Origin of the sequence: Streptomyces sp. NPDC006430 (assembly GCF_040612395.1) — a bacterium.
Taxonomy (GTDB): Bacteria; Actinomycetota; Actinomycetes; order Streptomycetales; family Streptomycetaceae; genus Streptomyces.
On record NZ_JBEXQA010000037.1, the window covers coordinates 1 to 24,890 of the forward strand.

A 24,890-nucleotide genomic window follows, 5' to 3' on the forward strand; every position below is an offset into this window, starting at 1 on the left:
CCGGTAGCCGGACAGAACAGTCGCAGGACAGTCCAGCAGGACGTCAGTCAGACCCTGAGCCACGACCACCGGAACCCGCTACGAGTATCAATGTCAGCCCCCTCGGTTACTCGGGCGACTGAACCCGTCGCGCCGGAGCCCCGGAAGACTCCGGCGCGACGCCGGTCAGCCGCCGAAGTGGGCGCCGATTCTTCGAGAACTCCCGGCCGCCGAAGCGGTCCCAGTAGATCGACCGGGCCCTGCGATGACGCGGGTTGCGCCACCCCGTGCTGGTGAAACGACTCATGGCACGCGCCGCGGTACGAACCGCGGCGCGCACCCGTTCGTAGCGGTCAGCTGTCGAAGCCCAGGCCGAACTTGTCGAGCGTCCTCAGCCACAGGTTGCGACGGCCCCCGCGGGCGTCCGCCCGGGCCAGGGACCACTTCGTGAGGGTGATCCCGGTCCAGGCGAAGGGCTCCGGCGGGAACGGCATCGGCTTGGACTTCACCATCGCCAGCTCGGTCCGCTCGGTGCGGGCCCCGTCGAGCAGGTCCAGCATCACGTCGGCGCCGAAGCGGGTGGCACCGACCCCGAGTCCGGTGTATCCGGCCGCATAGGCGACCTTCCCGGAGTGGGCGGTGCCGAAGAACGCGGAGAAGCGCGAGCAGGTGTCGATGGCCCCTCCCCAGGCGTGGCTGAAGTTGATGCCCTCCAACTGCGGGAACGCGGTGAAGAAGTGCTGCGCGAGCTTCAGGTACGTCTCGGGGCGGTGGTCGTACTCGGAGTCGAGCTTGCCGCGGTAGGGGTAGATGGCGTCGTAGCCGCCCCACAGGATGCGGTTCTCCGGGGTGATGCGGAAGTAGTGGAACTGGTTGGCGCTGTCGCCCAGGCCCTGGCGGCCCCGCCAGCCGATGGCCTCCAGCTGCTCGGCGGTCAGTGGCTCGGTCATCAGCGCGTAGTCGTACACCGGGACCGTGAACGGGCGGAGCCGCTTGACCAGGGAGGGGAAGATGTTCGTGCCCAGTGCCACCCGCCGGGCGAAGATCCGCCCGTACGGGGTGCGCACGGCCATCCCGGCCCCGGAGGCGGCCAGCGACAGCCCGCGGGTGTTCTCGTAGATCCGCACGCCGAGGCCCAGGCAGGCCTGTTTCAGGCCCCAGGCGAGCTTGGCGGGGTTGAGCATGGCCACGCCGTCGGTGTCCCACAGGCCCGCGAGGAACGTCGGCGAGTCGACCTCGGCGCGCAGCTCGTCACGTTCCAGCCAGCGCGAACCGCCCGCCAGACCCAGCTTCTGGGCCTCTTCGTACAGCTCGCGCAGCTCCTCGACCTGGTGGGGCTCGGTGGCCACGTCGATCTCGCCGGTGCGCTCGAAGTCGCAGTCGATTCCGTAGCGCGCGATGGCGGCCTCGATCTCGTCGAGGTTGCGGGCGCCCAACTCCTCCAGCTTGGCGAGCTCGGCGGGCCAGCGGGCCATGCCGTTGGCGAGGCCGTGCGTGAGGGAGGCGGCGCAGAAGCCGCCGTTGCGGCCGGAGGCGGCCCAGCCCGCCTCCTTCGACTCGATCAGGACCACGTCCCGGGCGGGATCACGTTCCTTGGCGATCAGCGCCGTCCACAACCCGCTGTACCCGCCGCCGATGACAAGCAGGTCGCATGCCTCGTCGGAGGTCAGCGCCGGCCGTGCGGCGGGCTTGCCGGGGTCGTCCAGCCAGTACGAGACCGGCAGTGCTTCGGAAAGGGATTTCGCAACACTTCGCATGGCGACTGGGGCCATGTCTTCCAACTCCCTACAGAGTTACTTGGGCTGTGCGTTCTTTCGGCGGTTGCCGACGACCTGGCCGGCGAGGACCACCAGCACCGCGATGACGAACATCGCCGTGCCGATGACGTTGATCTGTACGGGCGTACCGCGCTGGGCTGATCCCCACACGAACATGGGGAAGGTGACGGTGTTGCCCGAGTTGAAGTTGGTGATGATGAAGTCGTCGAAGGAGAGCGCGAAGGAGAGCAGCGCACCCGCCGCGATGCCCGGCGCCGCGATCGGCAGGGTGACCCGTACGAAGGTCTGCACCGGGCCCGCGTAGAGGTCGCGGGCGGCCTCCTCCAGCCGCGGGTCCATGGACAGGACACGCGCCTTGACGGCGGCGACGACGAAGCTGAGGCAGAACATGACGTGGGCGATCAGGATCGTCCAGAAGCCCAGCTGGATGCCCATGTTGAGGAAGAGCGCGAGCAGCGAGGCCGCCATCACGATCTCGGGCATGGCCATCGGGAGGAAGATCAGCGAGTTGACCGCGCCGCGCGCCCGGAAGCGGTAGCGGACGAGCGCGAAGGCGATGGCCGTACCGAGGACGGTGGCACCGAGGGTGGCCCACACGGCGATCTGGAGCGACAGAGACAGGGAACCGCACAGGTCGGCGACGCCGCAGGGGTCCTTCCAGGCGTCCAGCGAGAAGCCCTGCCAGGTGTAGTTGAACCGCCCGGTGGGGTTGTTGAAGGAGAAGACCGTCACGACGACGTTCGGCAGGATCATGTACGCGAGCGTGCCGAGGCCGAAGATGACGACGAGATTGCGCCGGAGCCAATGCATCAGACCAGGTCCTCCGTCCCCGCTCGGCGGATGTAGATGGTGACCATGATCAGGACGATGGCCATGAGGATGAAGGACAGCGCGGCGGCCGTCGGGTAGTCCAGGATCCGCAGGTACTGCGACTGGATGACGTTGCCGATCATCCGGGTGTCGGTGGAGCCGAGCAGCTCGGCGTTGACGTAGTCGCCGCTCGCCGGGATGAAGGTGAGCAGGGTTCCGGAGACCACGCCCGGCATGGAGAGCGGGAAGGTCACCTTGCGGAAGGTGGTGGAGGGGCGGGCGTACAGGTCCCCCGCGGCCTCGTGGAGGCGGGTGTCGATGCGCTCCAGCGAGGTGTACAGCGGCAGGATCATGAAGGGGAGGAAGTTGTACGTCAGACCGCAGACCACGGCCAGCGGCGTGGCCAGCACCCGGTCGCCCTGGGTGAGGCCGAGCCAGCTGGTGACGTCCAGGAAGCCGATCTTGTTGAGGACGGCCACCACGGGGCCGCCGTCGGCCAGGATCGTCTTCCAGGCCAGGGTGCGGATCAGGAAGCTGGTGAAGAACGGCGCAATGACGAGCACGAGCAGGATGTTGCGCCAGCGGCCCGCCCTGAAGGCGATCAGGTAGGCCAGCGGGTACCCGAGCAGCAGGCACAGCACGGTCGCGGTGCCGGCGTACACCAGGGAACGCAGGAACTGGGGGTAGTACTCGGTCAGTGCGTCCCAGTACGTCTGGAAGTGCCAGGTGACCTGGAAGCCCTCTTCGAGGGAGCCGGTCTGCACCGAGGTGGAGGCCTGGTAGACCATCGGCAGCACGAAGAAGACCAGCAGCCACAGGATGCCGGGGAGCAGCAGCCAGTACGGGATCAGCCGCTTGCGCAGGGACGCCCTGTGGACCGGGGGTTCGACGGCGGTGGGGGCCTCGGGCGGCGCGGAGATGGCGGTCATGCGCCCTCCTCGACCGTCTCGATGCCCGCGTCGCCCATCGTTCCTGCAAGCATGGACTGGGCCGCGTCGAGGCCGAAGGAGTGCTCCGGGTTCCAGTGCAGGACGACCTCGGCGCCGGGGGCCAGGCGGGCGTCGCGCTCGATGTTCTGGACGTACACCTCCAGCTCGGAGCAGACCGGGCTGTCGATGACGAACTGGGTCGAGACCCCGATGAAGGACGTGTGCACGATCCGGCCGTGGACCTTGTTGCGGCCGGTCGCGATGGTGTCCTGTGCGTCCGCATGGACCAGGGAGATCTTCTCGGGACGCACCCCGACCAGCAGTTTTCCGCCGGCCTTGGGCGTGGTCGAGCAGCGGGCCGCGGGCAGCCGGAGCTTCGTGTCGGCGCAGGAGACGACGACGTCGGCCGATCCGGCCTCGACGACCTCGGCCTCGATGAGGTTCGAGGTGCCGAGGAAGTTGGCGACGAAGGTGGTGCGCGGGTTCTCGTACAGCTCGGCAGGGGCGCCCAGCTGTTCGACGCGCCCGCCGTTCATCACGGCGACCGTGTCGGCCATGGTCATGGCCTCCTCCTGGTCGTGCGTGACGTGCACGAAGGTGATGCCGACCTCCGTCTGGATCCGCTTGAGCTCCAGCTGCATCTGGCGGCGCAGCTTGAGGTCGAGGGCCCCGAGGGGTTCGTCGAGGAGCAGCACCTGCGGGTGGTTGATGAGCGCGCGGGCGACCGCCACGCGCTGCTGCTGGCCGCCGGAGAGCTGGTGGGGTTTGCGCTGGGCGAACTGGCCGAGCTCGACGAGCTCCAGCATGTCCTCGACCTGCTTCTTGACGGACTTGATGCCGCGGCGACGCAACCCGAAGGCCACGTTCTCGTAGATGTTCAGGTGCGGGAACAGGGCATAGCTCTGGAACACCGTGTTGACGGGGCGCTTGTACGGCGGCAGCTGGGTGACCTCGCGCTCGCCGAGGTGGACCGTGCCGGTGGAGGGCTCCTCCAGGCCGGCGATCATGCGCAGGGTGGTGGTCTTCCCGCAGCCCGAGGCGCCGAGCAGGGCGAAGAAGGAGCCCTGGGGGATGGTGAGATCCAGCGGGTGCACGGCGGTGAACGTGCCGTAGTGCTTGCTGATCCCGGCGAGGCGGACGTCGCCGCCCGCGGTCTTGTCAGTCATGGGTCGCGGCCTTCGGTGGTGGTGTCGTCGGAAGGGTGCGGGGCGCGGGTGCCGGCACGGTGGTCCGTCAGGCTCCGATGAGCTTGGCGAACTTCTCTTCGTACGCGGTCTCTTCCTCACTGCTGAGGGAGCGGAAGGCGTGGGCCTTGGCCGCCATCGCCTTGTCCGGAATGATCAAGGGGTTTTCCGCGAGCGCGGGGTCGATCTTGGCAAGGTCTTCCTGGACGCCTTCGACCGGGCAGACGTAGCTGATGAACGCGGCCAGCTGGGCGGCGATCGGGGGCTCGTAGTAGAAGTCGATGAGCTTCTCGGCGTTGGCCTTGTGCCGGGCGTGGGCGGGCACCAGCAGGTTGTCGCTGGAGGTGATGTAACCGGGCGCCGGAATCGCGTACTTGATGTCCGGGTTGCCGGCCTGGAGCTGGATGACGTCACCGGCCCAGGCCAGGCAAGCGGCGAGGTCTCCCTTGTCGAGGTCCGAGGTGTAGTCGTTGCCCGTGAAGCGGCGGATCTGCTTGGTGTCCACGCCCTTCTGGAGCCGGCCGATGGCCGCGTCGTAGTCGGCGGTGGTGAAGGTCGCCGGGTCCTTGCCCTGGTCGAGCAGGGTCATGCCGACGGTGTCCCGCATTTCGGTCAGGAAACCGACCCGACCCTTGAGGGAGGGGTCGTCGAGCAGCTGGGTGACGGAGTCGACCTTCTTGCCGTCGGTGGCCTTGGCGTTGTAGGCGATGACGGTGTCGATGCCGGTCCAGGGGTAGCTGTACGAGCGGCCCGGGTCCCAGTCCGGGGTGCGGAACTGCGGGATCAGGTTGGCGTAGGCGTGCGGGAGGTGGGCGGGGTCCAGCTTCTGCGCCCAGCCGAGGCGGATGATGCGGGCGGCGAGCCAGTCGGTGACCACGATCAGGTCGCGGCCGGTGTCCTGCCCGGCCGCCAACTGCGGGCGGATCTTGCCGAAGAACTCGACGTTGTCGTTGATGTCCTCGGTGTACTTGACCTTGATCCCGGTCCGCTTGGCGAACTCCTCCAGCGTGGGGTGGGTCTTGTCTTCCTCGCTGGTGTCCATGTACTCGGTCCAGTTGGAGAAGTTGATCTCCTTCTCCTGGGCCGAGTGGTCGTCGGACGCCGCAGCCGCGTCACCCTGGCGCTTGGCGGGCGGGATGCCGCACGCCGACAGGGCGGACAGGCCGCCAAGGGTGAGCGCTCCGACACCGGAGGCGCGCAGCAGCGAGCGGCGGGTGAGGGCTCCGCGCCCACTGGTGAGGCTGCGCCGCATCGCGGCGAGTTGTGCCGCCGAGAGGCGGTCGGGCTCGAACTGCTCCATGCGCTGTGCCCTTTCGGAAATGGGTGGCGCCGCTGGTCAGGCGGCTGGCTGCCACGCGGCGGACGCCGCGAACGGTCAGGTGCGGTCCCCGAAGATCGTGCGGTGCCAGTCCTTGGCGGCTACCGCCGTGTTGTCGTACATCACGTGCTTGACCTGCGTGTACTCCTCGAAGGAGTAGGCGCTCATGTCCTTTCCGAAGCCGCTCGCCTTGTAGCCCCCGTGGGGCATTTCGCTGATGATCGGGATGTGGTCGTTGACCCAGACGCAGCCCGCCTTGATCTCGCGGGTGGCGCGGTTCGCCCGGTAGACGTCGCGGCTCCAGGCGGAGGCGGCGAGTCCGTACGGGGTGTCGTTGGCCAGCGCGATGCCCTCGTCGTCGGTGTCGAAGGGTAGGGCGACGAGGACCGGGCCGAAGATCTCGGACTGGACGACCTCGCTGTCCTGGGCGGCGCCGGAAATCAGGGTGGGCCGGTAGTACGCGCCCCCGGCGAGCGCGCCGTCCGGCACCTCACCGCCGGTGACGACGGTGGCGTAGCCGCGGGCGCGCTCCACGAAGCCGGCGACGCGGTCGCGCTGGGCGTGCGAGACCAGCGGGCCGAGGTCGGTGGCGGCGTCGAAGGGGTCCCCGAGGCGGACGGTCTCCATGAGCTCAGCGACGCGGGCGACGAAGGCGTCGTAGAGCGGGCGTTGCACGTACGCGCGGGTGGCGGCGGTGCAGTCCTGGCCGGTGTTGATCAGCGAGGCGGCGACCGCACCGTGCGCGGCGGCCTCCAGGTCCGCGTCGTCGAAGACGAGGAAGGGGGCCTTGCCGCCGAGCTCCAGGTGGAGCCGCTTGACGGTGGCGGTCGCGATCTCGGCGACCCGCTTGCCGACGGCGGTGGAGCCGGTGAAGGAGGTCATGACCACGTCCGGGTGCCCGACGAGGTGCTCGCCCGCGTCCCGGCCGGCGCCGGTGACGATGTTGATCACACCGTCGGGCAGGCCCGCGTCCTTGGCCGCCTGGGCGAACATCAGGGAGGTCAGCGGGGTCAGCTCGGCGGGCTTCAAGACGATGGTGTTGCCCGCTGCGATGGCCGGAAGGATCTTCCATGCGGCCATCTGGAGCGGGTAGTTCCAGGGTGCGATGGAGCCGACGACCCCGATGGCCTCGCGGCGTACGTAGGAAGTGTGGTCCCCGGAGTACTCGGCGGCGGCCTGCCCCTGGAGGTGGCGCGCGGCGCCCGCGAAGAAGGCCGTGTTGTCGATCGTCCCCGGTACGTCGAACTCCGTCGACAGCTTGATCGGCTTCCCGCACTGCAGGGATTCGGCGTACGCGAAGTCCTCCGCCTGCTCGGTCAGTACGGCCGCCAGCCGGTGCAGGGCGTCGGAGCGCTCGCCGGGGGTGGCCGCGGACCAGGCTGGGAAGGCCCGCCGGGCCGCGGCGACGGCCTCGTCGACGTCGGCGGTGGAGGCGAGCTCGTACGTGAGCACCTCCTGGCCCGTCGCCGGATCGACGACGGTGTGCGACTGCCCGGAGGTACCCTGCCTGAGCTGCCCGTCGATGTACTGGGCGCCGTCTGCGAAGCGGTCCTTGACCTGGAAGCGATTACCCATGACGCTCTCACGCTCTCCGTAGCTTCAGCTCGAATTGAGTGCCGATCCTGGCAGAGGTGTTCGCCACCGCCAAGTGATTCCGTTGTTGCCTTTTGATTACGCGACGGAATCGGTCGACCATGTGTCGAGGCACAACCCAAAACCCGTACGAAGTGTCAGTGGCGACTGCCAGACTCGCGTGTATGGAGATGATCGACACGTTGATCGAGCAGGTCAGCCGCGGTGAGCGGGTCAAGTTCCTGCCGTTCTGGGGGCACCGGCCGCGCCCGGACGGGACGCTCGGACCCAGCTGCCTGAGCCAGTGGTGGCCGTCCTCCTTCACAGTAGGTGAGGTCCGATACGCCACGGCTGAGCACTGGATGATGGCCGGGAAGGCCCGGCTGTTCGAGGACACCGAGGCGGAGCGCGCCGCGTTGGAGGCGAAGACCCCCGCGGAGGCCAAGAAGGCCGGGCGGCTGGTGCGCGGCTTCGACGAGGCGACCTGGGTGCGGGAGCGGTTCGCGCTGGTGGTGGAGGGCAGCGTGCACAAGTTCGCGTCCACTCCGCAGCTGCGCGCGTACCTGCTGGCCACCGGGGACCGGGTACTGGTGGAGGCGAGCCCGGTGGACCGCATCTGGGGCGTCGGGCTGGCGCCGGACGACGATCGCGCCCTGGACCCCGCGCAGTGGCGCGGCCTGAACCTGCTGGGCTTCGCCCTGATGGAAGCCCGGGACCGGCTGCGCGCGGACGCCGGCCGAGACGATCTCGGAGGCGACGTGCACGACGCGGACGCCCGGCCGTGAGTGCGCGACGGGGTGGCCGGGCGGGCCGCCCGACGATACGGGAACGGGGCCGGGCCGGGCGATCACAGCCCCGGCCCGGCCCCGTCGGCACGCCTGCCCGGCGGGTCAGACCCGGTGGTGGACCTGCGTGTTCTTGAACGGCGGTGCGTAGTCGGAGTCGGAGTCGCTCCCCCGGTCGCTGAGCAGCACCCCGGCGACGACGAGTGCGATCATGAGGCCGCCGATGACGATGCCGACCGCGCCCGTGATGATGCCGGCCAGCGCCATCCCGTCGTTGTCGGCCTCACCGCGCTTGGCCTTGCCCCGGCCCAGTACGCCGAAGATGACGGCCGGGACGCCGAACAGGATGCCCAAGTAGCAGCTGACCACGGCGATGATCCCGAGCACCAGCGCCGTGATGCCGAAGCCGTTGCTCTTCTGCACGTAGGGCGGGTACCCGCCCTGGCCCGGATACCCGGCGTAGCCGGGGTAGCCACCGTAGGCGGGTGCACCGGGCGGCGGGGTCGGATACCCGTAGCCGCCGCCGGTGTCCGGCTGGGCCGGATAGCCGTAGGCGGGCGGCGGACCGGGCAGGGGCGCGGGCCCGGGCAGGGGCGCCGGGCCGGGCATCGGCGCGGGCCCGGGCGTCATGGCCGGCCCTGGTATCGGCGCGGGCCCTGGTATCGGCGCGGGCCCTGGTATCGGCGCTGCCTGGGGCACGTCGGCTCCCGGCATGCCCGCGATCGTCGGCTGGTCGTGTACCCCCGCCACGCCCGGTACCCCCTGCTGCTTGCCCGGTTCCACCGCCGGCCGCTCCGGCGGCGCCCACGGGTCCCTCGGCTCGGGGCTCTGGTCGGTCATGCGGCGCCCCCCTCTCGTACAACCATGCTATGCGCTGCCGATGACAGCCCCGGTGCTGCCTACGATGAAGCCCGATCTGTCCGCACCCGCGTCCTCCCGGAGGCTCGTCCATGCTCGACCTGAACCCCTTCATCGCAGGGCTGCCCAAGGCGGAACTCCACGTCCACCACGTGGGCTCAGCCTCCCCGCGCATCGTGGCCGAACTCGCCGCCCGCCACCCCGACTCCAGGGTCCCCACCGACCCCGAGGCCCTCGCCGACTACTTCACCTTCACCGACTTCGCGCACTTCATCGAGGTCTACCTCTCCGTGGTCGACCTGGTCCGCACCCCCGACGACGTCCGTACGCTCACCTTCGAAGTCGCCCGCGACATGGCCCGGCAGAACATCCGTTACGCCGAGCTGACCATCACTCCGTTCTCCTCCACCCGCCGCGGCATCGAGGAGACGGCCTTCATGGAGGCCATCGAAGACGCCCGCAAGGCCGCCGAGTCCGAACTCGGCGTCATCCTGCGCTGGTGCTTCGACATCCCCGGCGAAGCCGGCCTGGAGGCCGCCGCCGAGACCACCCGCCTCGCCGTCGAACTGCGCCCGGAAGGGCTGGTCTCCTTCGGCCTCGGCGGCCCGGAAATCGGCGTTCCGCGCCCGCAGTTCAAGCCGTACTTCGACGCCGCCCGGGCCGCCGGCCTGCACAGCGTGCCGCACGCCGGCGAGACCACCGGGCCGCAGACCATCTGGGACGCCATCCGCGACCTGGGCGCCGAGCGCATCGGCCACGGCACGAGCGCCACCCAGGACCCCGAGCTCCTCGCCTACCTGGCCGAGCACCGCATCGCGTTGGAGGTCTGCCCGACCTCCAACATCGCCACCCGCGCCGTCACCGATCTGGACCGGCACCCCGTCAAGGAGATGGTGCAGGCGGGCGTGCTCGTCACCATCAACAGCGACGACCCGCCGATGTTCGGTTCCGACCTCAACAACGAGTACGCGGTCGCCGCCCGTCTCCTGGACCTCGACGAGCGGGGGCTCGCCCGGTTGGCGAAGAACGCGGTCGAGGCCTCTTTCCTGGACGGGGCCGGCAAGGCGCGGATCACCGCGGAGATCGACACGTACACCTCCGCCTGGCTGGCGCGCTGACGGACCGCCGGGAACACCCACAATGGCAGCCATGCGCACCCTGACGGCCGTAGGCCACCGCGGCGACCCCTACCGGGTCCGCGAGAACACCCTGCCCTCGATCCGCTCGGCCTTCGCCCGCGGGGCGGACGCGGTGGAGATCGACGTACGGCTGACCCGCGACGGGGAAGCCGTCCTCCTGCACGACGACACGCTCCAGCGGCTGTGGGGCCATGACGTGCGCCTCGACGCCGTCACGGCGCCGCAGCTGCGGGAGTTGACGGGGGGTGGGGTACCGACCCTGCGCGAAGCCCTGACCGCGGCGGGTGCGGGCCGGGTGATGATCGACCTGCCGGGTGCGACGCCCGAGTCCGTACGGAGGGTCGTCGGCCAGGTCCGGGAGTGCGGGGCGCGCGACCGTACGTACTACTGCGCGGGTCCGGACACCATGTTGGCCGTACGCGCCGCCGATCCGGGTGCCGAGATCGCACTGACCTGGACCACGCTGGCGCCGCCGCGCCGAGTCCTGATCGACGCCGTGGGTCCGCGCTGGCTGAACTACCGCTTCGGGCTCGTCGACCGGGAGCTGACGGACGCACTCCACGAGGAGGGTCTGCTCGTGTCGGCGTGGACCGCGGACACCACGTGCACGATGCGCAGGCTGATCGCGGCCGGAGTGGACGCCGTCACCACCAACCGGTTGGACGCGCTGGCCCGGGTGCGGTCCGAGCTCGGTCGCCCCGGTCGCCCCGGCCGGTGATGCGCCTGGGGGACGGATCCGGCGCGCCCATGCCACGAAGGGGATTCCCCGGATGGGGCTACAGACGTGCAACTAGGCGTGGGACAGCCGCGAGTTGGCCCAGTACAGCTCGCTGCGCGCTTCGTCCTTCGCGCCCTCGACCTCACAAACCGACGAGGGCGTTCCAGCGCGGGGCGAGGGACCGGCGCTCGGCCGTAGAGATGTCCCGGGCCACGACGAGCCGCTTGCGCATCTCCTCGTCGGGGAAGATCAGCGGGTTCTCGGCCAGTTGGGCGGTCTCCTTGTCGTCGGAGCCGGCCAGGACTTCACGGGCGGCCGGCACCGGGCAGACGTAGTTGACGGCGGCGGCAAGCTTCGCGGCCACCTCCGGAGCGTAGTAGTAGTCGATGAGGGCCTCGGCGTTGGCCTTGTGCCGGGCCAGGTTGGGGATGAGCAGGCTCTCCGCCCAGAGCTCGGCCCCCTCCTGCGGGACCACGAACTCGATGTCGGGGTTGTCGGCCTGGAGCTGGATGGCATCGCCGGAGTACGCCTGGCAGGCCAGGACGTCCCCCTTGCTCAGATCGGAGGTGTAGTCGTTGCCGGTGAAGCGGCGGATGTGCTTCTTCTTCACCATGCTCTCCACCTGGTCGCACATCCGGTGGAAGTCGCTCTCGGTCCACCGGGTGACGTCCACTCCGTTGCCCTGCATCAGGAGGGCGAAGGACTCGTTCAGACCGGAGAAGAGGGTGACCTTGCCGGCCAGGTCCGGGTGCCACAGGTCGCTGACGGACTGGATCTCCCGGCCCAGCGCCTTGCGGTTGTAGGCGATGCCGGTGATGCCCGACTGCCACGGGACGGTGTGCAGGCGTCCCTCGTCGAAGGCGGGCGCACGCAGCTGCGGGTCCAGGTGCACGGCCACGTTGGACTGCTTCGCCCGGTCCATCTTCTGAGTCCAGCCCAGGCGGACGAAGCGGGCGGCCATCCAGTCGCTGACCACCACCAGGTCCTGGCCCGTCTCCTGGTGGTTCATCAGGGCCGGGCTGACCTTGCCGAAGAACTCGTCGTTGTCGTTGATCTCCTCGGTGTACCGGACCTCGATGCCGGTCTTCTCGGAGAAGGCGTCCAACGTGGGGCGGCGCTGCTCGTCCTGGTCGTCGGTGTCGATGTACAGCGGCCAGTTGGAGAAGGTCACGCTCCGGTCCCGGTCGGAGCGGTCCGGGCCTCCCCGCCGGCCGTCGGGGACGTACGCGGCCGGCACACCGCAGCCGGTGAGGGCCGCGAACGAGCCTGCGGCACCGAGGCCGCGCAGCACCGCACGGCGGGTGAAAGCGAGTTCAGGCATGGGTAAAGCCTCGGGGAACAGGAAGAGGGCGGGCAATAGACACATTGTCTACCGCCCGCCCTCTCACTCTCCTTCAATGATCAATGTGATCATCGCGGGGACCGTTCAGCCGTCGAGCGAGGTCATCACGTGCTTGATGCGCGTGTAGTCCTCGAAGCCGTAGGCGGAGAGGTCCTTGCCGTAACCGGACTTCTTGAAGCCGCCGTGGGGCATCTCGGCGACGAGCGGGATGTGGGTGTTGATCCACACGCAGCCGAAGTCGAGGTTCTTGGACATCCGCATCGCACGGCCGTGGTCCTTGGTCCACACGGAGGAGGCGAGGGCGAACTCGACGCCGTTCGCGTACTCCAGGGCCTGGGCCTCGTCCGTGAAGGACTGGACGGTGATGACCGGGCCGAAGACCTCGTTCTGGATGATCTCGTCGTCCTGCTTGAGGCCGGAGACCACGGTCGGGGCGTAGAAGTAGCCCTTCTCGCCGACCTGGTGGCCACCCGCCTCGACCTTGGCGTGCGCCGGGAGGCGCTCGATGAAGCCCGCGACCTGCTTGAGCTGGTTCGGGTTGTTCAGCGGGCCGTACAGCACGTCCTCGTCGTCCGGCTGGCCGGTCTTGGTGTCGGTCGCAGCCTTGGCGAGGGCGGCCACGAACTCGTCGTGGATCGACTCGTGCACGAGCACGCGGGTCGCGGCGGTGCAGTCCTGACCGGCATTGAAGTAGCCGGCGACCGCGATGTCCTCGACGGCCTTGGCGATGTCGGCGTCCTCGAAGACCACGACCGGGGCCTTGCCGCCGAGCTCCAGGTGGACGCGCTTGACGTCCTTCGAGGCGCTCTCGGCGACCTGCATGCCCGCGCGCACCGAGCCCGTGATGGAGGCCATCGCCGGGGTGGAGTGCTCGACCATGGCCTTGCCGGTCTCGCGGTCGCCGCAGATGACGTTGAAGACGCCCTTGGGCAGGATCGAGTCGATGATCTCGGCCATCAGGACGGTGGAGGCCGGGGTGGTGTCCGAGGGCTTGAGCACCACGGTGTTGCCCGCCGCGATGGCCGGGGCGAACTTCCACACGGCCATCATCATCGGGTAGTTCCACGGCGCGACCTGGGCGCAGACGCCGACCGGCTCACGGCGGATGATCGAGGTCATCCCTTCCATGTACTCACCGGCCGAGCGGCCCTCAAGCAGCCGGGCGGCGCCCGCGAAGAAACGGATCTGGTCCACCATCGGCGGCAGTTCCTCGCTGGCCGTGAGGCCCACCGGCTTGCCGGTGTTCTCCGACTCCGCGGCGACGAGCTCGTCCGCGCGCGCCTCGAAGGCGTCCGCGATCTTGAGCAGGGCCTTCTGGCGCTCGGAGGGGGTGGTGTCGCGCCAACCCGGGAAGGCGGCCGCGGCCGCCGCCATGGCGGCGTCCACGTCGGCCTGGCCGGAGAGCGGGGCGGTGGCGTACACCTCGCCGGTGGCGGGGTTGACCACCTCGGTGGTCCGCCCGTCGGCGGCGTCCTTGAACTCTCCGCCGATGTAGTTGCGCAGACGACGCAGTTCGGTGGTCACTACAGCCACACTCCTGATCACATGTCCAACGATTGAGACGAATCCCAAGCCTAGCCTCTCGGCGGACGCTTTCGACAGGGCCAGATGCCACCACCTACGAAATCAGTGAGATCCAAGACTTCAAACAACGGATTTCATCGATTCCGTCTTGCGGAACAGACGACTCCTCGTGCAGAGTGAGGTCGTGGTCAGTCGAAGCGCAGATTCCAGGAACAGACAACCGTCCCCTTCGGTCGATGCTGTGTCCCTGGCGATCATCGAGCAACTGCAGGAGGACGGTCGCCGTCCCTACGCAGCGATCGGCAAGGCCGTAGGCCTGTCCGAGGCTGCCGTGCGCCAGCGCGTGCAGAAGCTGCTCGATCAGGGCGTCATGCAGATCGTCGCCGTCACCGACCCGCTCACCGTGGGCCTACGACGCCAGGCCATGGTCGGCATCAACGTCGAGGGAGACCTCGACCCGGTGGCCGACGCACTGACCCAGATGGCCGAGTGCGAGTACGTGGTCATGACCGCGGGCTCGTTCGACCTGATGGTGGAAATCGTCTGCGAGGACGACGACCACCTGCTGGAGACGATCAACAAGAAGATCCGCGCGCTCCCCGGCGTGCGATCAACCGAAAGCTTCGTATACCTGAAGCTGAAGAAGCAGACCTACATGTGGGGAACTCGATAGCCCGTGAGCCAGGACCTCTCCAAGACCGCGTACGACCACCTGTGGATGCACTTCACCCGCATGTCGTCGTACGAGAACTCTCCCGTCCCCACCATCGTGCGGGGTGAGGGCACCTACATCTTCGACGACAAGGGCAAGCGCTACCTGGACGGTCTCGCCGGACTGTTCGTGGTCAACGCCGGTCACGGCCGCAAGGAACTGGCCGAGGTCGCCTACAAGCAGGCCCAGGAACTCGCGTTCTTCCCCATCTGGTCGTACGCGCACCCCCAGGCCGTCGAGCTGGCCGAGCGCCTCGCCGGCTACGCCCCGGGCGACCTGAACAAGGTCTTCTTCACCACCGGTGGCGGCGAGGCCGTCGAGACCGCGTGGAAGCTCGCCAAGCAGTACTTCAAGCTGCAGGGCAAGCACACCAAGTACAAGGTCATCTCCCGTGCGGTCGCCTACCACGGCACCCCGCAGGGCGCCCTGTCCATCACCGGTCTGCCGGCCCTAAAGGCCCCCTTCGAACCCCTGGTGCCCGGCGCGCACAAGGTGCCGAACACCAACATCTACCGCGCCCCGATATACGGCGACGACCCCGAGGCCTTCGGCCGCTGGTGTGCCGACCAGATCGAGCAGGAGATCCTCTTCGAGGGTGCCGACACCGTCGCCGCCGTCTTCCTGGAGCCGGTGCAGAACGCCGGCGGCTGCTTCCCGCCGCCGCCCGGGTACTTCCAGCGGGTCCGCGAGATCTGCGACGAGTACGACGTGCTGCTCGTCTCCGACGAGACGATCTGCGCCTTCGGCCGCCTCGGCACGATGTTCGCCTGTGACAAGTTCGGCTACGTCCCGGACATGATCACCTGCGCCAAGGGCATGACCTCGGGCTACTCCCCGATCGGTGCCTGCATCATCTCGGACCGCCTCGCGGAGCCGTTCTACAAGGGCGACAACACCTTCCTGCACGGCTACACCTTCGGCGGCCACCCGGTGTCCTCGGCGGTCGCACTGGCCAACCTCGACATCTTCGACAAGGAAGGCCTCAACCAGCACGTGCTGGACAACGAGGACGCCTTCTTCTCGACGCTGAAGAAGCTGCACGACCTGCCGATCGTGGGCGACGTCCGCGGCAACGGCTTCTTCTACGGCATCGAGCTCGTCAAGGACAAGGTCACCAAGGAGTCCTTCACCGACGAGGAGACGGAGCGCGTGCTCTACGGCTTCCTCTCCAAGGCGCTCTTCGAGAACGGCCTGTACTGCCGCGCCGACGACCGCGGGGACCCGGTCATCCAGCTGGCCCCGCCGCTGACCGCGGACCAGGGCACCTTCGACGAGATCGAAGGCATCCTGCGCTCGGTACTCACCGAGGCGTGGACGAAGCTGTAACCCGCACCGCGCCCCAGCCGTAAATAGTCCGATCCACACGGCCCGGATCCTCCGTTCGAGTGAGAACGCGGGGGTCCGGGCCGCGTGCTGTCACCATCCAAGACGTTCATCTCTTTACATCTCAGTGCGGCGTCAGTGACCGAACCGGCTCCGCTTCGTTCCCCCGGACGGAGGTGTACGCCATGGTGGCTCCACCGGACAACGCCCCATCGGACGATGACGTCCTCTGGGCACGGTCCGTTCACTACTCCCACAGCGGTTCGCCCGGCCTCATCGGGGTCTCGGTCGGTGTCCGCGAGGGCGAGATCGTGGCACTGACCGGCCCGCGCGGCAGTGGGAAGACCACACTTCTGCGCTGCCTGACCGGACAGTTGGTGCCCGAGCAGGGCGAGGTCTGGTTCAACAGCGTGCCCGTCCACACCATGAGCGCCCTCGCCCGCGCACGGCTGCGCCGCGACCGGTTCGGCTGGATCGGCCCCGATCCCCTGCTGCTGCCCGAGCTCAAGGTGTGGGAGAACGCGGCCCTGCCCCTGCTGATCGCCGGCGCCTCCCACCGCACCGCCAAGCGCGGCGCCTGCGCATGGCTCGACCGCCTCGACATCAGCGGCTTGGCCCGCAAGCGCCCCGGCGCCTTGACCCGTGCCGAGTCCCAGCGGGTCGCCCTGGCCCGGGCGCTGGTCAACGAGCCCGCGGTGGTGTTCGCCGACGAACCCACCGCCCCGCTGCACCGCGCCGAGCGCGCCCTGCTGCTCCGTACGCTCACCACCGCGGCCCGCTCGCACGGCATCACCGTGCTGCTGGCCACCCACGACGAGGAGATCGCCGCCTCAGCCGACCGCCGGGTGGCCCTCCTCGACGGCCGCCCCGCCGGGACCGCGGCCGCCATCGAGGTCAACGTAGACGGCCCGTCCGACGAGACCCCGGAGGGCCAGTCCGCGTGCTCGCTCTCCGCCTAGCCCGCGGCTCCCGCCCGCTCGTCCAGCTGCGCCGGCTGCTGGTCGCCGCCGCCTGCGCGGGCACCGGATTCCTCCTGCTGTACGTGCTCGCCGCGGCCGTGGCCCAGCCTGCCGGATCGTTCCCGCGTCTGCTGTGGGCCCTGATCCCGCTCGCCGTCACCGTGCAGCTCGCGGTCGCCGTCGCCCGGACCGACCCCGCGACCCGCCCCCGGGAGGGGCTGGACGCCGTCGGACTGGGCCCCCTGCGGCTCACCCTGGTCGCGGCGATCTCCACCGCCGTCTCATGCACCCTGGGCAGCGCCCTGGCCCTGGCCGCCTTCCTGCACCTGCGGGGTGAGCTCGCCGGTCTGCCCTTCGACGGAGCGGGATCCGCACTGCTGCACGCCGACCGACCACTGCCCGTGGCAGCCGCCCTCACCCTGCTGGCGCTCGTCCCGCTGACTGCCTCCGCCGCCACGGCCCTCGCCCTGCGCCCGCGCCCCGCGCCGGCCCCGCAGACCGCACTGCCCTGGGGCATCGCGCTCACCGCCTGCGGACTGGCGGTCGAGGCGTACGCGGGCCTCGGCAGCGCCTGGATGCCGGCCGGCTGGGCGCTGACCGCCGTCGGGCTCTCCTTCGCCGGCCCCGGCCTGGCCCATGGCTGCGGGTCCCTCATCCAGGCGGTCCGCCCGGGCGCCGGGCGGCTGCTGGCCGGGCGGATCCTGCAGGAGGAGGCCCCCAGGCTGGGCGGCCCCCTCGGCGTGCTGTGCGCGATCGGTGCGGGCCTGCTCACCACCGCGGCGCTGCGTGACCGGGGAGGGGTTCCCGTCCCGCTGGGCCCGATGGCCGTGCCGGCCGCCGCCCTGGTCGTGCTGTGCGCCGCCGCGACATTGGTCACAGCCGTGGTGGAGGCCCGTCAGGCCCGCTCCGCCGCCCGCGCGACCCTGCGCGACCTGGGCACCCCGGGCGCGGTCCTGCGTACGGCCGCGACCCTGCGGGCCGCCGTGCTGGTGGCCGTGTGCGTACCCCTCAGCTGGGGTGTGGCACAGCTGACGTCGCTGGCGTTGACCCGCTGACGCGGACAGCCCTTAGGGTGGGCCGAATGGTCAACGCAGACATCGAGATCGATACGCTCGCCGCATTCGACCAGGTCGTGGCCCGCGGCTCGCTCAGCGGTTACCGGATCCAGTCGGTCAACCTGCTGGAGCGCACGTTCGCTCTGCTGTCCGCCGACACCTCCGCGGCGGTCTTCCTGGGCTGCGCGATGGAGCCCGACGCCTCGGCGAAGGTACGCGCGGACGGCGCACTGGTCTTCCAGCCCGTGCCGGACCTGCCCTTCAACCCGTACCGGAGCCTGCTGTACACGGCCGACGAGCTCTTCGCGGGGCTGTCCGCCGGCTATGAGGCCACCTCGGACGCCGAGACCTACGCCTGGTTCCAGGAGACCTCCTCGGACGGCGACGTCTTCTCCTCCATGCTGCGGTCCGTCCACGACGACGCCGTCTCCGACGCCCTCGACGAGCACCTCGCCGGTGCCCGGGTGGTGGGTGTGATGGGCGGCCACGCGATGACCCGCGGCAGCCTGCACTACCTGGGCGCGGCGGAACTGGGACGGTCGCTGGCCCGGTCCGGGCTGACGGTGGCCACCGGTGGCGGTCCCGGCGCGATGGAAGCGGCCAACCTCGGCGCCTACCTGGCTCCGGCTGCGGACGAAGCCCTTCCGGAGGCGCTGGAGATCTTGGCCAAGGCGCCGTCCTTCGCACCCTCGGTGTCCGACTGGGCCCGGACGGCGTTCGCCGTGCGGGAGCGTTGGCCCGCCGGCGGCACCTCGGTGGGCGTCCCGACCTGGTTCTACGGGCACGAGCCGCCGAACGCGTTCGCGAGCCACATCGCCAAGTACTTCGCCAACGCCACCCGGGAGGACGGGCTGCTCGCCCGGTGCAACGCGGGCGTGGTCTTCCTGCCGGGCGCGGCGGGCACGGTTCAGGAAGTCTTCGACAACGTCACGCCGAACTACTACGAGTCACACGGTGAGCCGACCCCGATGGTGCTGGTCGGGCGCGCGCACTGGACCGAGCACCTGCCGGCGTGGCCGCTGCTCCAGGCGCTGGCGCGCGGCCGGGCGATGCAGTCCCGGATCGCGCTGGTCGACTCGGTGGAGGAGGTCCCCACCGTGCTCGCCTCGATGAACTGAGGGATGGTGCGAGGCAACTTCCCGGCCCGATCGCACGTCTGCCTTAGGTAAACACACCGCAAAAACCTGCCAGACGTGAACGGAGCCCTCGGTGCTCATAGGCCTGCTGACCGCGATCGCGGCGTCCATCTGCTACGGAACTGGATCCGTCCTGCAAGCCGTGGGGTCGCGGCGGGCGGCCCGGACGTCTCCGGCTGCCGCCGGCGTGACCGCGCACGGCGGTCCGAACCTTTCGTCCACCGCGAAGGCCGCGATGACGTGGGAGTTCATCGTCGGCACCGTCCTGGACTTCGTGGGCTTCGGCCTGGGCGCGTTGGCCGCCCGGCTGCTGCCCCTCTTCCTCTCCCAGACGGTCATCAGCGCCAACCTGGTGATCACGGCCGTGCTGAGCGTGAAGATGCTGGGCATCCGGCTGACCCGGAAGGAATGGACCTCGATCGGGGTCGTCTGCGCGGCGCTGGTGCTGCTGGCGACGGCGGCGGGCCACGAGGGCGGACACCACGCACCGATGTCCACGCACTGGTGGCTGTTCGCCGTGACCCTGCTGATCATCGCGGGCGGCACGGTGGCCGTACGCTTCCTGGGCGCCCGGGCGGCGATCCTGGCGGGCCTCCTGTCCGGCCTGGCCTTCGGCGCACTGGGCGTCGGCGTCCGGATCCTCGACGGGGTCGAGCCGTTCGAGCTGGGCACCCTGCTCGCCGACCCGGCCCTGTACGCCATTCTGCTGGCGGGCGTCGGCGGCATGTACCTGCATACGGTCGCCCTCCAGATCGGCTCGGTGAACGGCGCGACCGCGGCGCTCGTGGTCGGCGAGACCGTCCTTCCGGGTGCGATCGGCGTGCTGTGGCTGGGCGACGCGTCCCGGCCGGGCCTGGCGTGGCTGGCCGTACTGGGCTTCGTCCTCGCGGTGACCGGCGCCGTCGCCGTGGCCTGGTACGGCAACCACGACGGAGCAGATACCCCCGCGCAGGAGCAGCAGCCCGTTCCCGTCCCCTGACGCAGGCCCGGCGAGTTCCTCGGGGGCGCCCTACGGTGAGGAGATGGACCACCGTGGCGACCGGGTGGCGCCGGCCTGTTTCGTGGCCGGCGCGCTGTTCGCCGGGGGCAACGCCGTGGGGATCAGGCTCTGCGTCCGCGAGCTCGACCCGTTGTGGAGCGCCGCCCTGCGGTTCGGCGCCGCGGCGCTGCTGCTCGCCCTCGTCGTGGTCGCGCTCCGACTGCCGTGGCCGCGCGGGAATGCGCTCGTCGGCGCCGCTCTGTTCGGGCTGCTGAACTTCGGGGTCACCTTCGCCCTGACGTACTACGCGCTCGTGGACATCCACGCGGGGATCGGGCAGACGACGCTCGCGCTGGTGCCCCTGGTCACGCTGCTGCTCTCGGTGCTGCAGGGACAGGAGCGACTGCGGCCCACCGCCCTCGGCGGCACCCTGTGCGCCGCCGCCGGGGTGGCCGTGATCTCCCGGGCGCCCCTGCAGGGGTCGGTACCGTTGCTGTCCCTTCTGGCACTGCTGGGCAGCGTGCTCTGCTTCGCCCAGTCGGCCGTGCTGGTGGAACGGCTACCGAAGGTGCATCCCGTGACCATGAACGCGGTGGGGATGGTGGCGGGCGCCGTGGCCCTGTTCGCCGGCTCCCTCCTCGCGGGGGACCGCTGGGTGCTCCCCGAACGCGCCACCACCTGGTGGGCGCTCGCCTATCTGGTCGTGGCGGGTTCCGTGCTCACCTTCGTCTGCTATCTGCTGGTGATCCAGCACTGGGGCGCCTCCCGCGCCGCGTACGCCTTCGTCGTGGTCCCCGTGTTCGCGATCACCGCGTCGGCCTGGCTCGACGACGAACCGCTCACCATCACGCTGCTGCTGGGAACCCCGCTGATCCTCGCCGGGGTGTACCTCGGGGCGCTGCGCCGCCCCCGGCGCAGTACCCGAGCGCCGGTCAGGCCGCCGGGAGGACAACCACCTCGCTCGGGGTGAAGGAGACCGCGACCCGATCGCCCACCTCGGGGGCACCGGCCAGTCCGCATGCCGCCTCCAGCACAGGTCCTGCCTCCGGGCGCAGCCGCAACGCCACGTGCGTGCCCCGGAACGTGCGGGCGAGCACCTCGCACCGCAGGCCGGCGGCAGCCAGCACCACGCCCGAGGGCCGGACCAGGATCCGCCGCTCCCCCTCCGGCGACCCGGCGGGCACCACGACCTTCCCCCACGCGGTCGCGGCGGCCCCGCCCGCCACCGTCGCCGGGATCACGTTCTCGAACCCGAGGAAGCGGGCGACGAACTCCGAGGCAGGTCGCTGCCAAACCTCCAGCGGGGTCCCCGCCTGCGCGATCCGCCCCTCCTGCATCACCACCACCCGGTCGGCCAGGGCGAACGCCTCGCCCTGGTCATGGGTGACGGCCAGCACCGTGGTCCCGAGCCGGGAGAACAGCTCCCGCAGCTCCACCACCAGCCGCTCGCGCAGCCCCCGGTCCAGCTGGCCCAGCGGTTCGTCCAGCATCAGCAGCCTCGGCGACGGGGCGAGTGCCCGGGCCAGGGCGACCCGCTGCTGCTCACCGCCCGAAAGGGAGGACACCGACCGGCCCTGGGCCCCGGGAAGCCCGACCAGCTCCAGCAGTTCCGCGACCCGGGCCTCGTACGAGCCGCTCGACGACCGCCCGGCACCCCGCATGCGCAACCCGAAAGCGACGTTGCCGCCGACGTCCCGGTGCGGGAACAGCTGGTGGTCCTGGAACATCAGGCCGACCCCGCGCCGGTGCACGGGTACCCGCGCCTGGTCCGCCCCGCCCAGCAGGACCTGCCCGGCGGAGACGGGCTGGAGCCCGGCGACGACCCGCAGCAGCGTGGACTTGCCGCTCCCGCTCGGCCCCAGCACGCAGACGATCTCGTGCTCGGCGACCTCCAGGTCCACCGCATCGACGACCGCACGCTCGCCGAAGCGGACCGACACCCCGGCCAGTGAGAGCAACGTCATCAGAACTCTCCCGAGGTCTTGTCGGGGCGCAGCCGCTCCAGCACCAGCAGGGCCGCCGCGCACACCAGCATCAAAATCGTGCTCAGGGCCATCGCCTGCCCGTAGTTCAGTTCACCGGCCCGACCCAGCAGCCGTGCCACGGCCACCGGCAACGTCGGGCGGTCGGGCCGTGCGATGAACACGGTCGCGCCGAACTCCCCCAGCGAGACCGCGAAGGCGAATCCGGCTGCGATCAGCAGCGCCCGGCGCACCAACGGCAGGTCCACCTCCCGCCAGGCCCGCAGCGGGGACGCCCCGAGCACGGCGGCGGCCTCACGCAACCGCGCGTCGACGGCGCGCAGCACCGGCAGCATGGTCCGTACGACGAAGGGCACGCCGACCAGTGCCTGGGCCAGCGGCACCAGGATCCAGGAGGTCCGCAGGTCCAGCGGTGGCTCGTCCAGGGTGATCAGGAACCCGAAGCCGACCGTCACCGCCGACACCCCGAGCGGGAGCATCAGCAGGGCATCGAACCCGCGCACGAACCGACCCGCGCGCCGGGTCAGCGCCGCGGCTGCGAGCCCCCCGATCAGCAGGGCGATGGCGGTGGCCGCGAGCGCGTACTGCAGGGAGTTCCAGATCGCCTCCAGCGGGGGCACCAGGAACGTTCCTCCACCGGCGCCCGCGTCCTGCAGTGCCCGATAGAAGCCGAACCCGTACCCGCCGGGGGCGTCGAAGGACCGTTCCACCAGCACGCCCAGCGGCGCCACGATCAGCAGGGCCACCGTCAACAGGACCGCGCCCAGCAGGGCGCGCTGCCCGAGACCGGTCGGCCGGTGTCCGGTCCGCCCCGGGTCCACCATCCGCAGGGCGGTCTCCCTCCTGCGGACGGTCCGGGCGTGGACGGCGAGGATCAGAGCGACCGCGACGAACTGCACCATCGTCAGGGCGGCGGCCGTCGGCAGGTCCAGTAGCTGGGCGGTCTGCCGGTAGACCTCCACCTCCAGCGTGGCGTACGAGGGTCCACCCAGGATCTGTACGACGCCGAAGGAGGTGAAGGTGAACAGGAACACCATCAGCGAGGCGGCGCCCACCGCCGGTGCCAACGCCGGCAGGGTCACCTGTCGCCAGGCCGTGAACCGCCCGGCGCCCAGCACCCGAGCGGCTTCCTCCTGGCGCGGGTCCAGCTGCGCCCAGAGGCCACCGACCGTCCGTACGACGACCGCGTAGTTGAAGAAGACGTGCGCGAGCAGGATCGCCCACACGGTGGTGTCCAGCCGGACGCCCCACCACTCGTCCAGCAGCCCGCCGCGCCCGACCAGCGCGAGGAAGGCGGTGCCGACGACCACCGTCGGCAGCACGAACGGGACCGTGACCATCGCCCGCAGCACCTGTTTGCCGGGGAACTCGAAGCGTGCGAAGACGTACGCGCCGGGGAGCGCGATCAGCAGCGTGAGCGCCGTGGACGCACAGGCCTGCCAGGTGGTGAACCAGAGCACCTCGGCGATGTCGGGCCGGGCCAGCACCTCGCCGATCCGCCCGACCTGCCAACCCTCGTCGGTCTTGATCCCGCGGCCGACGATCGCGACGACGGGGTAGGCGAAGAACAGCCCGAAGAAGGCGAGCGGCACGGCCATCAGAGCGAGCCTGACGGCCGCGGCGCGCACGCCCTCCTTCGCGGGAGTGCTCTCGCGTCCTACTTCACGACCAGCGAGGACCACGTCTTGACCCACTGCTCACGGTTCTTGGCGATGGTCTGCGGAGCCACGTCCTCGGGCTTCTCGATGACCACGCCGTGCTTCGTGAACAGCTCCGGCAGCTTCGCGTCCTTGACCACCGGGTTCACGAACATCTGGAGCGGCATGTCCTCCTGGAACTTCTTGCTCACCAGGAAGTCGAGGAGCGCCTTGCCGCCCTCCTCGTTCTTCGCTCCCTTGAGCAGGCCCGCGAACTCGACCTGGCGGAAGCAGGTACCGGTGGAGACGCCCGTGGGGGCCTCGGCCGGCTGCGGCTCGCCGTACAGGACCTCGACCGGCGGGCTGGAGGCGTAGGAGACGACCAGCGGACGGTCGCCCTTGGCCTTCTTGCCGCCCGCGGAACCGGAGAAGCGCTCGTTGTAGGCCTGCTCCCAGCCGTCCACGACCTCCACGCCGTTGGCCTTGAGCTTGCTCCAGTAGTCCTTCCAACCCTCCTCGCCGTACTTGCCGACGGAGGCGAGCAGGAATCCGAGTCCGGGCGAGGAGGTCGCCGCGTTCTCGGTGACCAGCAGGTTCTTGTACTCCGGCTTGATCAGGTCATCCAGCGTCTGCGGCGGGGCCAGCTTCTTTTCGGCGAAGTACGCCTTGTCGTAGTTCACGCAGATGTCGCCGGAGTCGATCGGGGTGACCCGATGCTCCTTGTCGAGCACGTACTCGGGCTTCACCTCGGCCAGGCCCTTGGCCTCGTACGGGGTGAAGATGCCGTTGTCGAGGGCGCGCGAGAGCAGCGTGTTGTCCACACCGAAGAAGACGTCGCCGCGCGGGGAGCCCTTGGTGAGGATTTCCTGGTTGAGGGCGGCGCCCGCGTCCCCGGACTTGAGGACCTTGACGGTGTAGCCGCTCTGCTGCTCGAACTCCTTGAGGACCGTGTCGGTCACGTTGAAGGAGTCGTGGGAGACGAGCGTGACCGTCTTGGGCTTCGGCCCTCCGCTCTCGGCGTCGGCGGACTTGTCCGGGCTCCCGCCGCCGCAGGCGCTGAGCGTGGTGACGCCGAGCGCGGCCGCGAGCGCTGCGCCCGCGAACTTCCTGGTGGTGCTCACTGGTGAATTCCTCCTGGGATGACCAGGAGAAGACGCGGCCCTGCCCGGCG

At 70.0% G+C, this 24,890-nt stretch carries 22 protein-coding genes; 10 read left to right on the forward strand and 12 right to left on the reverse strand.

The window, feature by feature from the left end; translation table 11 throughout:
• Positions 1–332: 332 nt before the first annotated feature.
• The 6 genes from ABZZ20_RS32060 to ABZZ20_RS32085 form a co-directional block, all read right to left on the reverse strand.
• The gene (locus ABZZ20_RS32060) at positions 333–1,751 is read right to left on the reverse strand and encodes an FAD-dependent oxidoreductase (protein ID WP_356875699.1); all 1,419 of its coding nucleotides are present in this window, start codon (positions 1,749–1,751) and stop codon (positions 333–335) included.
• A gap of 21 nt (positions 1,752–1,772) precedes the next feature.
• Positions 1,773–2,567, reverse strand: a complete 795-nt coding sequence (locus ABZZ20_RS32065; RefSeq protein WP_356875701.1) for an ABC transporter permease — start codon at positions 2,565–2,567, stop codon at positions 1,773–1,775.
• Complete coding sequence (locus ABZZ20_RS32070; protein WP_356875703.1) at positions 2,567–3,496, reverse strand: ABC transporter permease; 930 nt, start codon at positions 3,494–3,496, stop codon at positions 2,567–2,569. The genes ABZZ20_RS32065 and ABZZ20_RS32070 overlap by 1 nt, the downstream gene beginning before the upstream one ends.
• The gene (locus tag ABZZ20_RS32075; RefSeq protein ID WP_356875704.1) at positions 3,493–4,662 is read right to left on the reverse strand and encodes an ABC transporter ATP-binding protein; all 1,170 of its coding nucleotides are present in this window, start codon (positions 4,660–4,662) and stop codon (positions 3,493–3,495) included. Before ABZZ20_RS32075 ends, ABZZ20_RS32070 begins: the two co-directional genes overlap by 4 nt.
• 67 nt (positions 4,663–4,729) lie before the next feature.
• The gene (locus ABZZ20_RS32080) at positions 4,730–5,980 is read right to left on the reverse strand and encodes a spermidine/putrescine ABC transporter substrate-binding protein (protein ID WP_356875706.1); all 1,251 of its coding nucleotides are present in this window, start codon (positions 5,978–5,980) and stop codon (positions 4,730–4,732) included.
• A 75-nt stretch (positions 5,981–6,055) separates the two neighbouring features.
• Positions 6,056–7,573, reverse strand: coding sequence for a gamma-aminobutyraldehyde dehydrogenase (locus ABZZ20_RS32085; RefSeq protein WP_356875708.1), 1,518 nt, complete (start codon positions 7,571–7,573; stop codon positions 6,056–6,058).
• A gap of 182 nt (positions 7,574–7,755) precedes the next feature.
• On the opposite strand from ABZZ20_RS32085, the gene ABZZ20_RS32090 reads away from it, so the two are divergent.
• Positions 7,756–8,355 (forward strand): NADAR family protein, encoded by a 600-nt coding sequence (locus ABZZ20_RS32090; protein ID WP_356875710.1) that lies wholly within the window; start codon positions 7,756–7,758, stop codon positions 8,353–8,355.
• Between the two features lie 105 nt (positions 8,356–8,460).
• Here the strand turns inward: ABZZ20_RS32090 and ABZZ20_RS32095 are convergent, their stop codons facing one another.
• Positions 8,461–9,195, reverse strand: a complete 735-nt coding sequence (locus ABZZ20_RS32095; protein ID WP_356875712.1) for a DUF4190 domain-containing protein — start codon at positions 9,193–9,195, stop codon at positions 8,461–8,463.
• Positions 9,196–9,305: 110 nt separating this feature from the next.
• On the opposite strand from ABZZ20_RS32095, the gene ABZZ20_RS32100 reads away from it, so the two are divergent.
• Both ABZZ20_RS32100 and ABZZ20_RS32105 read left to right on the forward strand, forming a co-directional pair.
• Positions 9,306–10,331 (forward strand): adenosine deaminase, encoded by a 1,026-nt coding sequence (locus ABZZ20_RS32100; RefSeq protein ID WP_356875714.1) that lies wholly within the window; start codon positions 9,306–9,308, stop codon positions 10,329–10,331.
• 22 nt (positions 10,332–10,353) lie between these two features.
• Positions 10,354–11,070, forward strand: a complete 717-nt coding sequence (locus tag ABZZ20_RS32105; RefSeq protein WP_356875716.1) for a glycerophosphodiester phosphodiesterase — start codon at positions 10,354–10,356, stop codon at positions 11,068–11,070.
• A 142-nt stretch (positions 11,071–11,212) separates the two neighbouring features.
• Here ABZZ20_RS32105 and ABZZ20_RS32110 read toward each other — a convergent pair whose 3' ends face one another.
• Entirely contained in the window at positions 11,213–12,391 is a 1,179-nt protein-coding gene (locus ABZZ20_RS32110; protein WP_356875718.1) for a spermidine/putrescine ABC transporter substrate-binding protein, read from the reverse strand.
• A 105-nt stretch (positions 12,392–12,496) separates the two neighbouring features.
• Positions 12,497–13,936, reverse strand: coding sequence for a gamma-aminobutyraldehyde dehydrogenase (locus ABZZ20_RS32115; protein WP_356875720.1), 1,440 nt, complete (start codon positions 13,934–13,936; stop codon positions 12,497–12,499).
• 169 nt (positions 13,937–14,105) lie between these two features.
• On the opposite strand from ABZZ20_RS32115, the gene ABZZ20_RS32120 reads away from it, so the two are divergent.
• The 7 genes from ABZZ20_RS32120 (at position 14,106) to ABZZ20_RS32150 (ending at position 21,070) form a co-directional block, all read left to right on the forward strand.
• On the forward strand, positions 14,106–14,609 hold the full coding sequence (locus ABZZ20_RS32120) for an Lrp/AsnC family transcriptional regulator (protein WP_037837395.1): 504 nt from the start codon (positions 14,106–14,108) through the stop codon (positions 14,607–14,609).
• Between the two features lie 3 nt (positions 14,610–14,612).
• On the forward strand, positions 14,613–15,974 hold the full coding sequence (locus ABZZ20_RS32125) for an aspartate aminotransferase family protein (protein ID WP_356875722.1): 1,362 nt from the start codon (positions 14,613–14,615) through the stop codon (positions 15,972–15,974).
• Positions 15,975–16,147: 173 nt separating this feature from the next.
• Positions 16,148–16,930 (forward strand): ATP-binding cassette domain-containing protein, encoded by a 783-nt coding sequence (locus ABZZ20_RS32130; RefSeq protein ID WP_356875724.1) that lies wholly within the window; start codon positions 16,148–16,150, stop codon positions 16,928–16,930.
• Positions 16,912–17,985 (forward strand): hypothetical protein, encoded by a 1,074-nt coding sequence (locus ABZZ20_RS32135; RefSeq protein WP_356875726.1) that lies wholly within the window; start codon positions 16,912–16,914, stop codon positions 17,983–17,985. Before ABZZ20_RS32130 ends, ABZZ20_RS32135 begins: the two co-directional genes overlap by 19 nt.
• Before the next feature lie 26 nt (positions 17,986–18,011).
• Positions 18,012–19,103, forward strand: coding sequence for an LOG family protein (locus ABZZ20_RS32140; RefSeq protein WP_356875727.1), 1,092 nt, complete (start codon positions 18,012–18,014; stop codon positions 19,101–19,103).
• A 91-nt stretch (positions 19,104–19,194) separates the two neighbouring features.
• Complete coding sequence (locus ABZZ20_RS32145) at positions 19,195–20,100, forward strand: hypothetical protein (protein ID WP_356875729.1); 906 nt, start codon at positions 19,195–19,197, stop codon at positions 20,098–20,100.
• Positions 20,101–20,143: 43 nt separating this feature from the next.
• Entirely contained in the window at positions 20,144–21,070 is a 927-nt protein-coding gene (locus tag ABZZ20_RS32150; protein ID WP_356875731.1) for an EamA family transporter, read from the forward strand.
• Here ABZZ20_RS32150 and ABZZ20_RS32155 read toward each other — a convergent pair.
• Genes ABZZ20_RS32155 through ABZZ20_RS32165 form a run of 3 tightly spaced genes read right to left on the reverse strand, consistent with a single transcriptional unit; the run spans position 21,033 to position 24,840 of the window.
• Positions 21,033–22,064, reverse strand: coding sequence for an ABC transporter ATP-binding protein (locus tag ABZZ20_RS32155; RefSeq protein ID WP_356875733.1), 1,032 nt, complete (start codon positions 22,062–22,064; stop codon positions 21,033–21,035). The two genes, ABZZ20_RS32150 and ABZZ20_RS32155, sit on opposite strands and share 38 nt — an antisense overlap.
• On the reverse strand, positions 22,064–23,680 hold the full coding sequence (locus ABZZ20_RS32160; RefSeq protein ID WP_356875785.1) for an iron ABC transporter permease: 1,617 nt from the start codon (positions 23,678–23,680) through the stop codon (positions 22,064–22,066). Before ABZZ20_RS32160 ends, ABZZ20_RS32155 begins: the two co-directional genes overlap by 1 nt.
• Positions 23,681–23,739: 59 nt before the next feature.
• The gene (locus tag ABZZ20_RS32165; RefSeq protein ID WP_356875735.1) at positions 23,740–24,840 is read right to left on the reverse strand and encodes a thiamine ABC transporter substrate-binding protein; all 1,101 of its coding nucleotides are present in this window, start codon (positions 24,838–24,840) and stop codon (positions 23,740–23,742) included.
• Positions 24,841–24,890 lie beyond the last annotated feature (50 nt).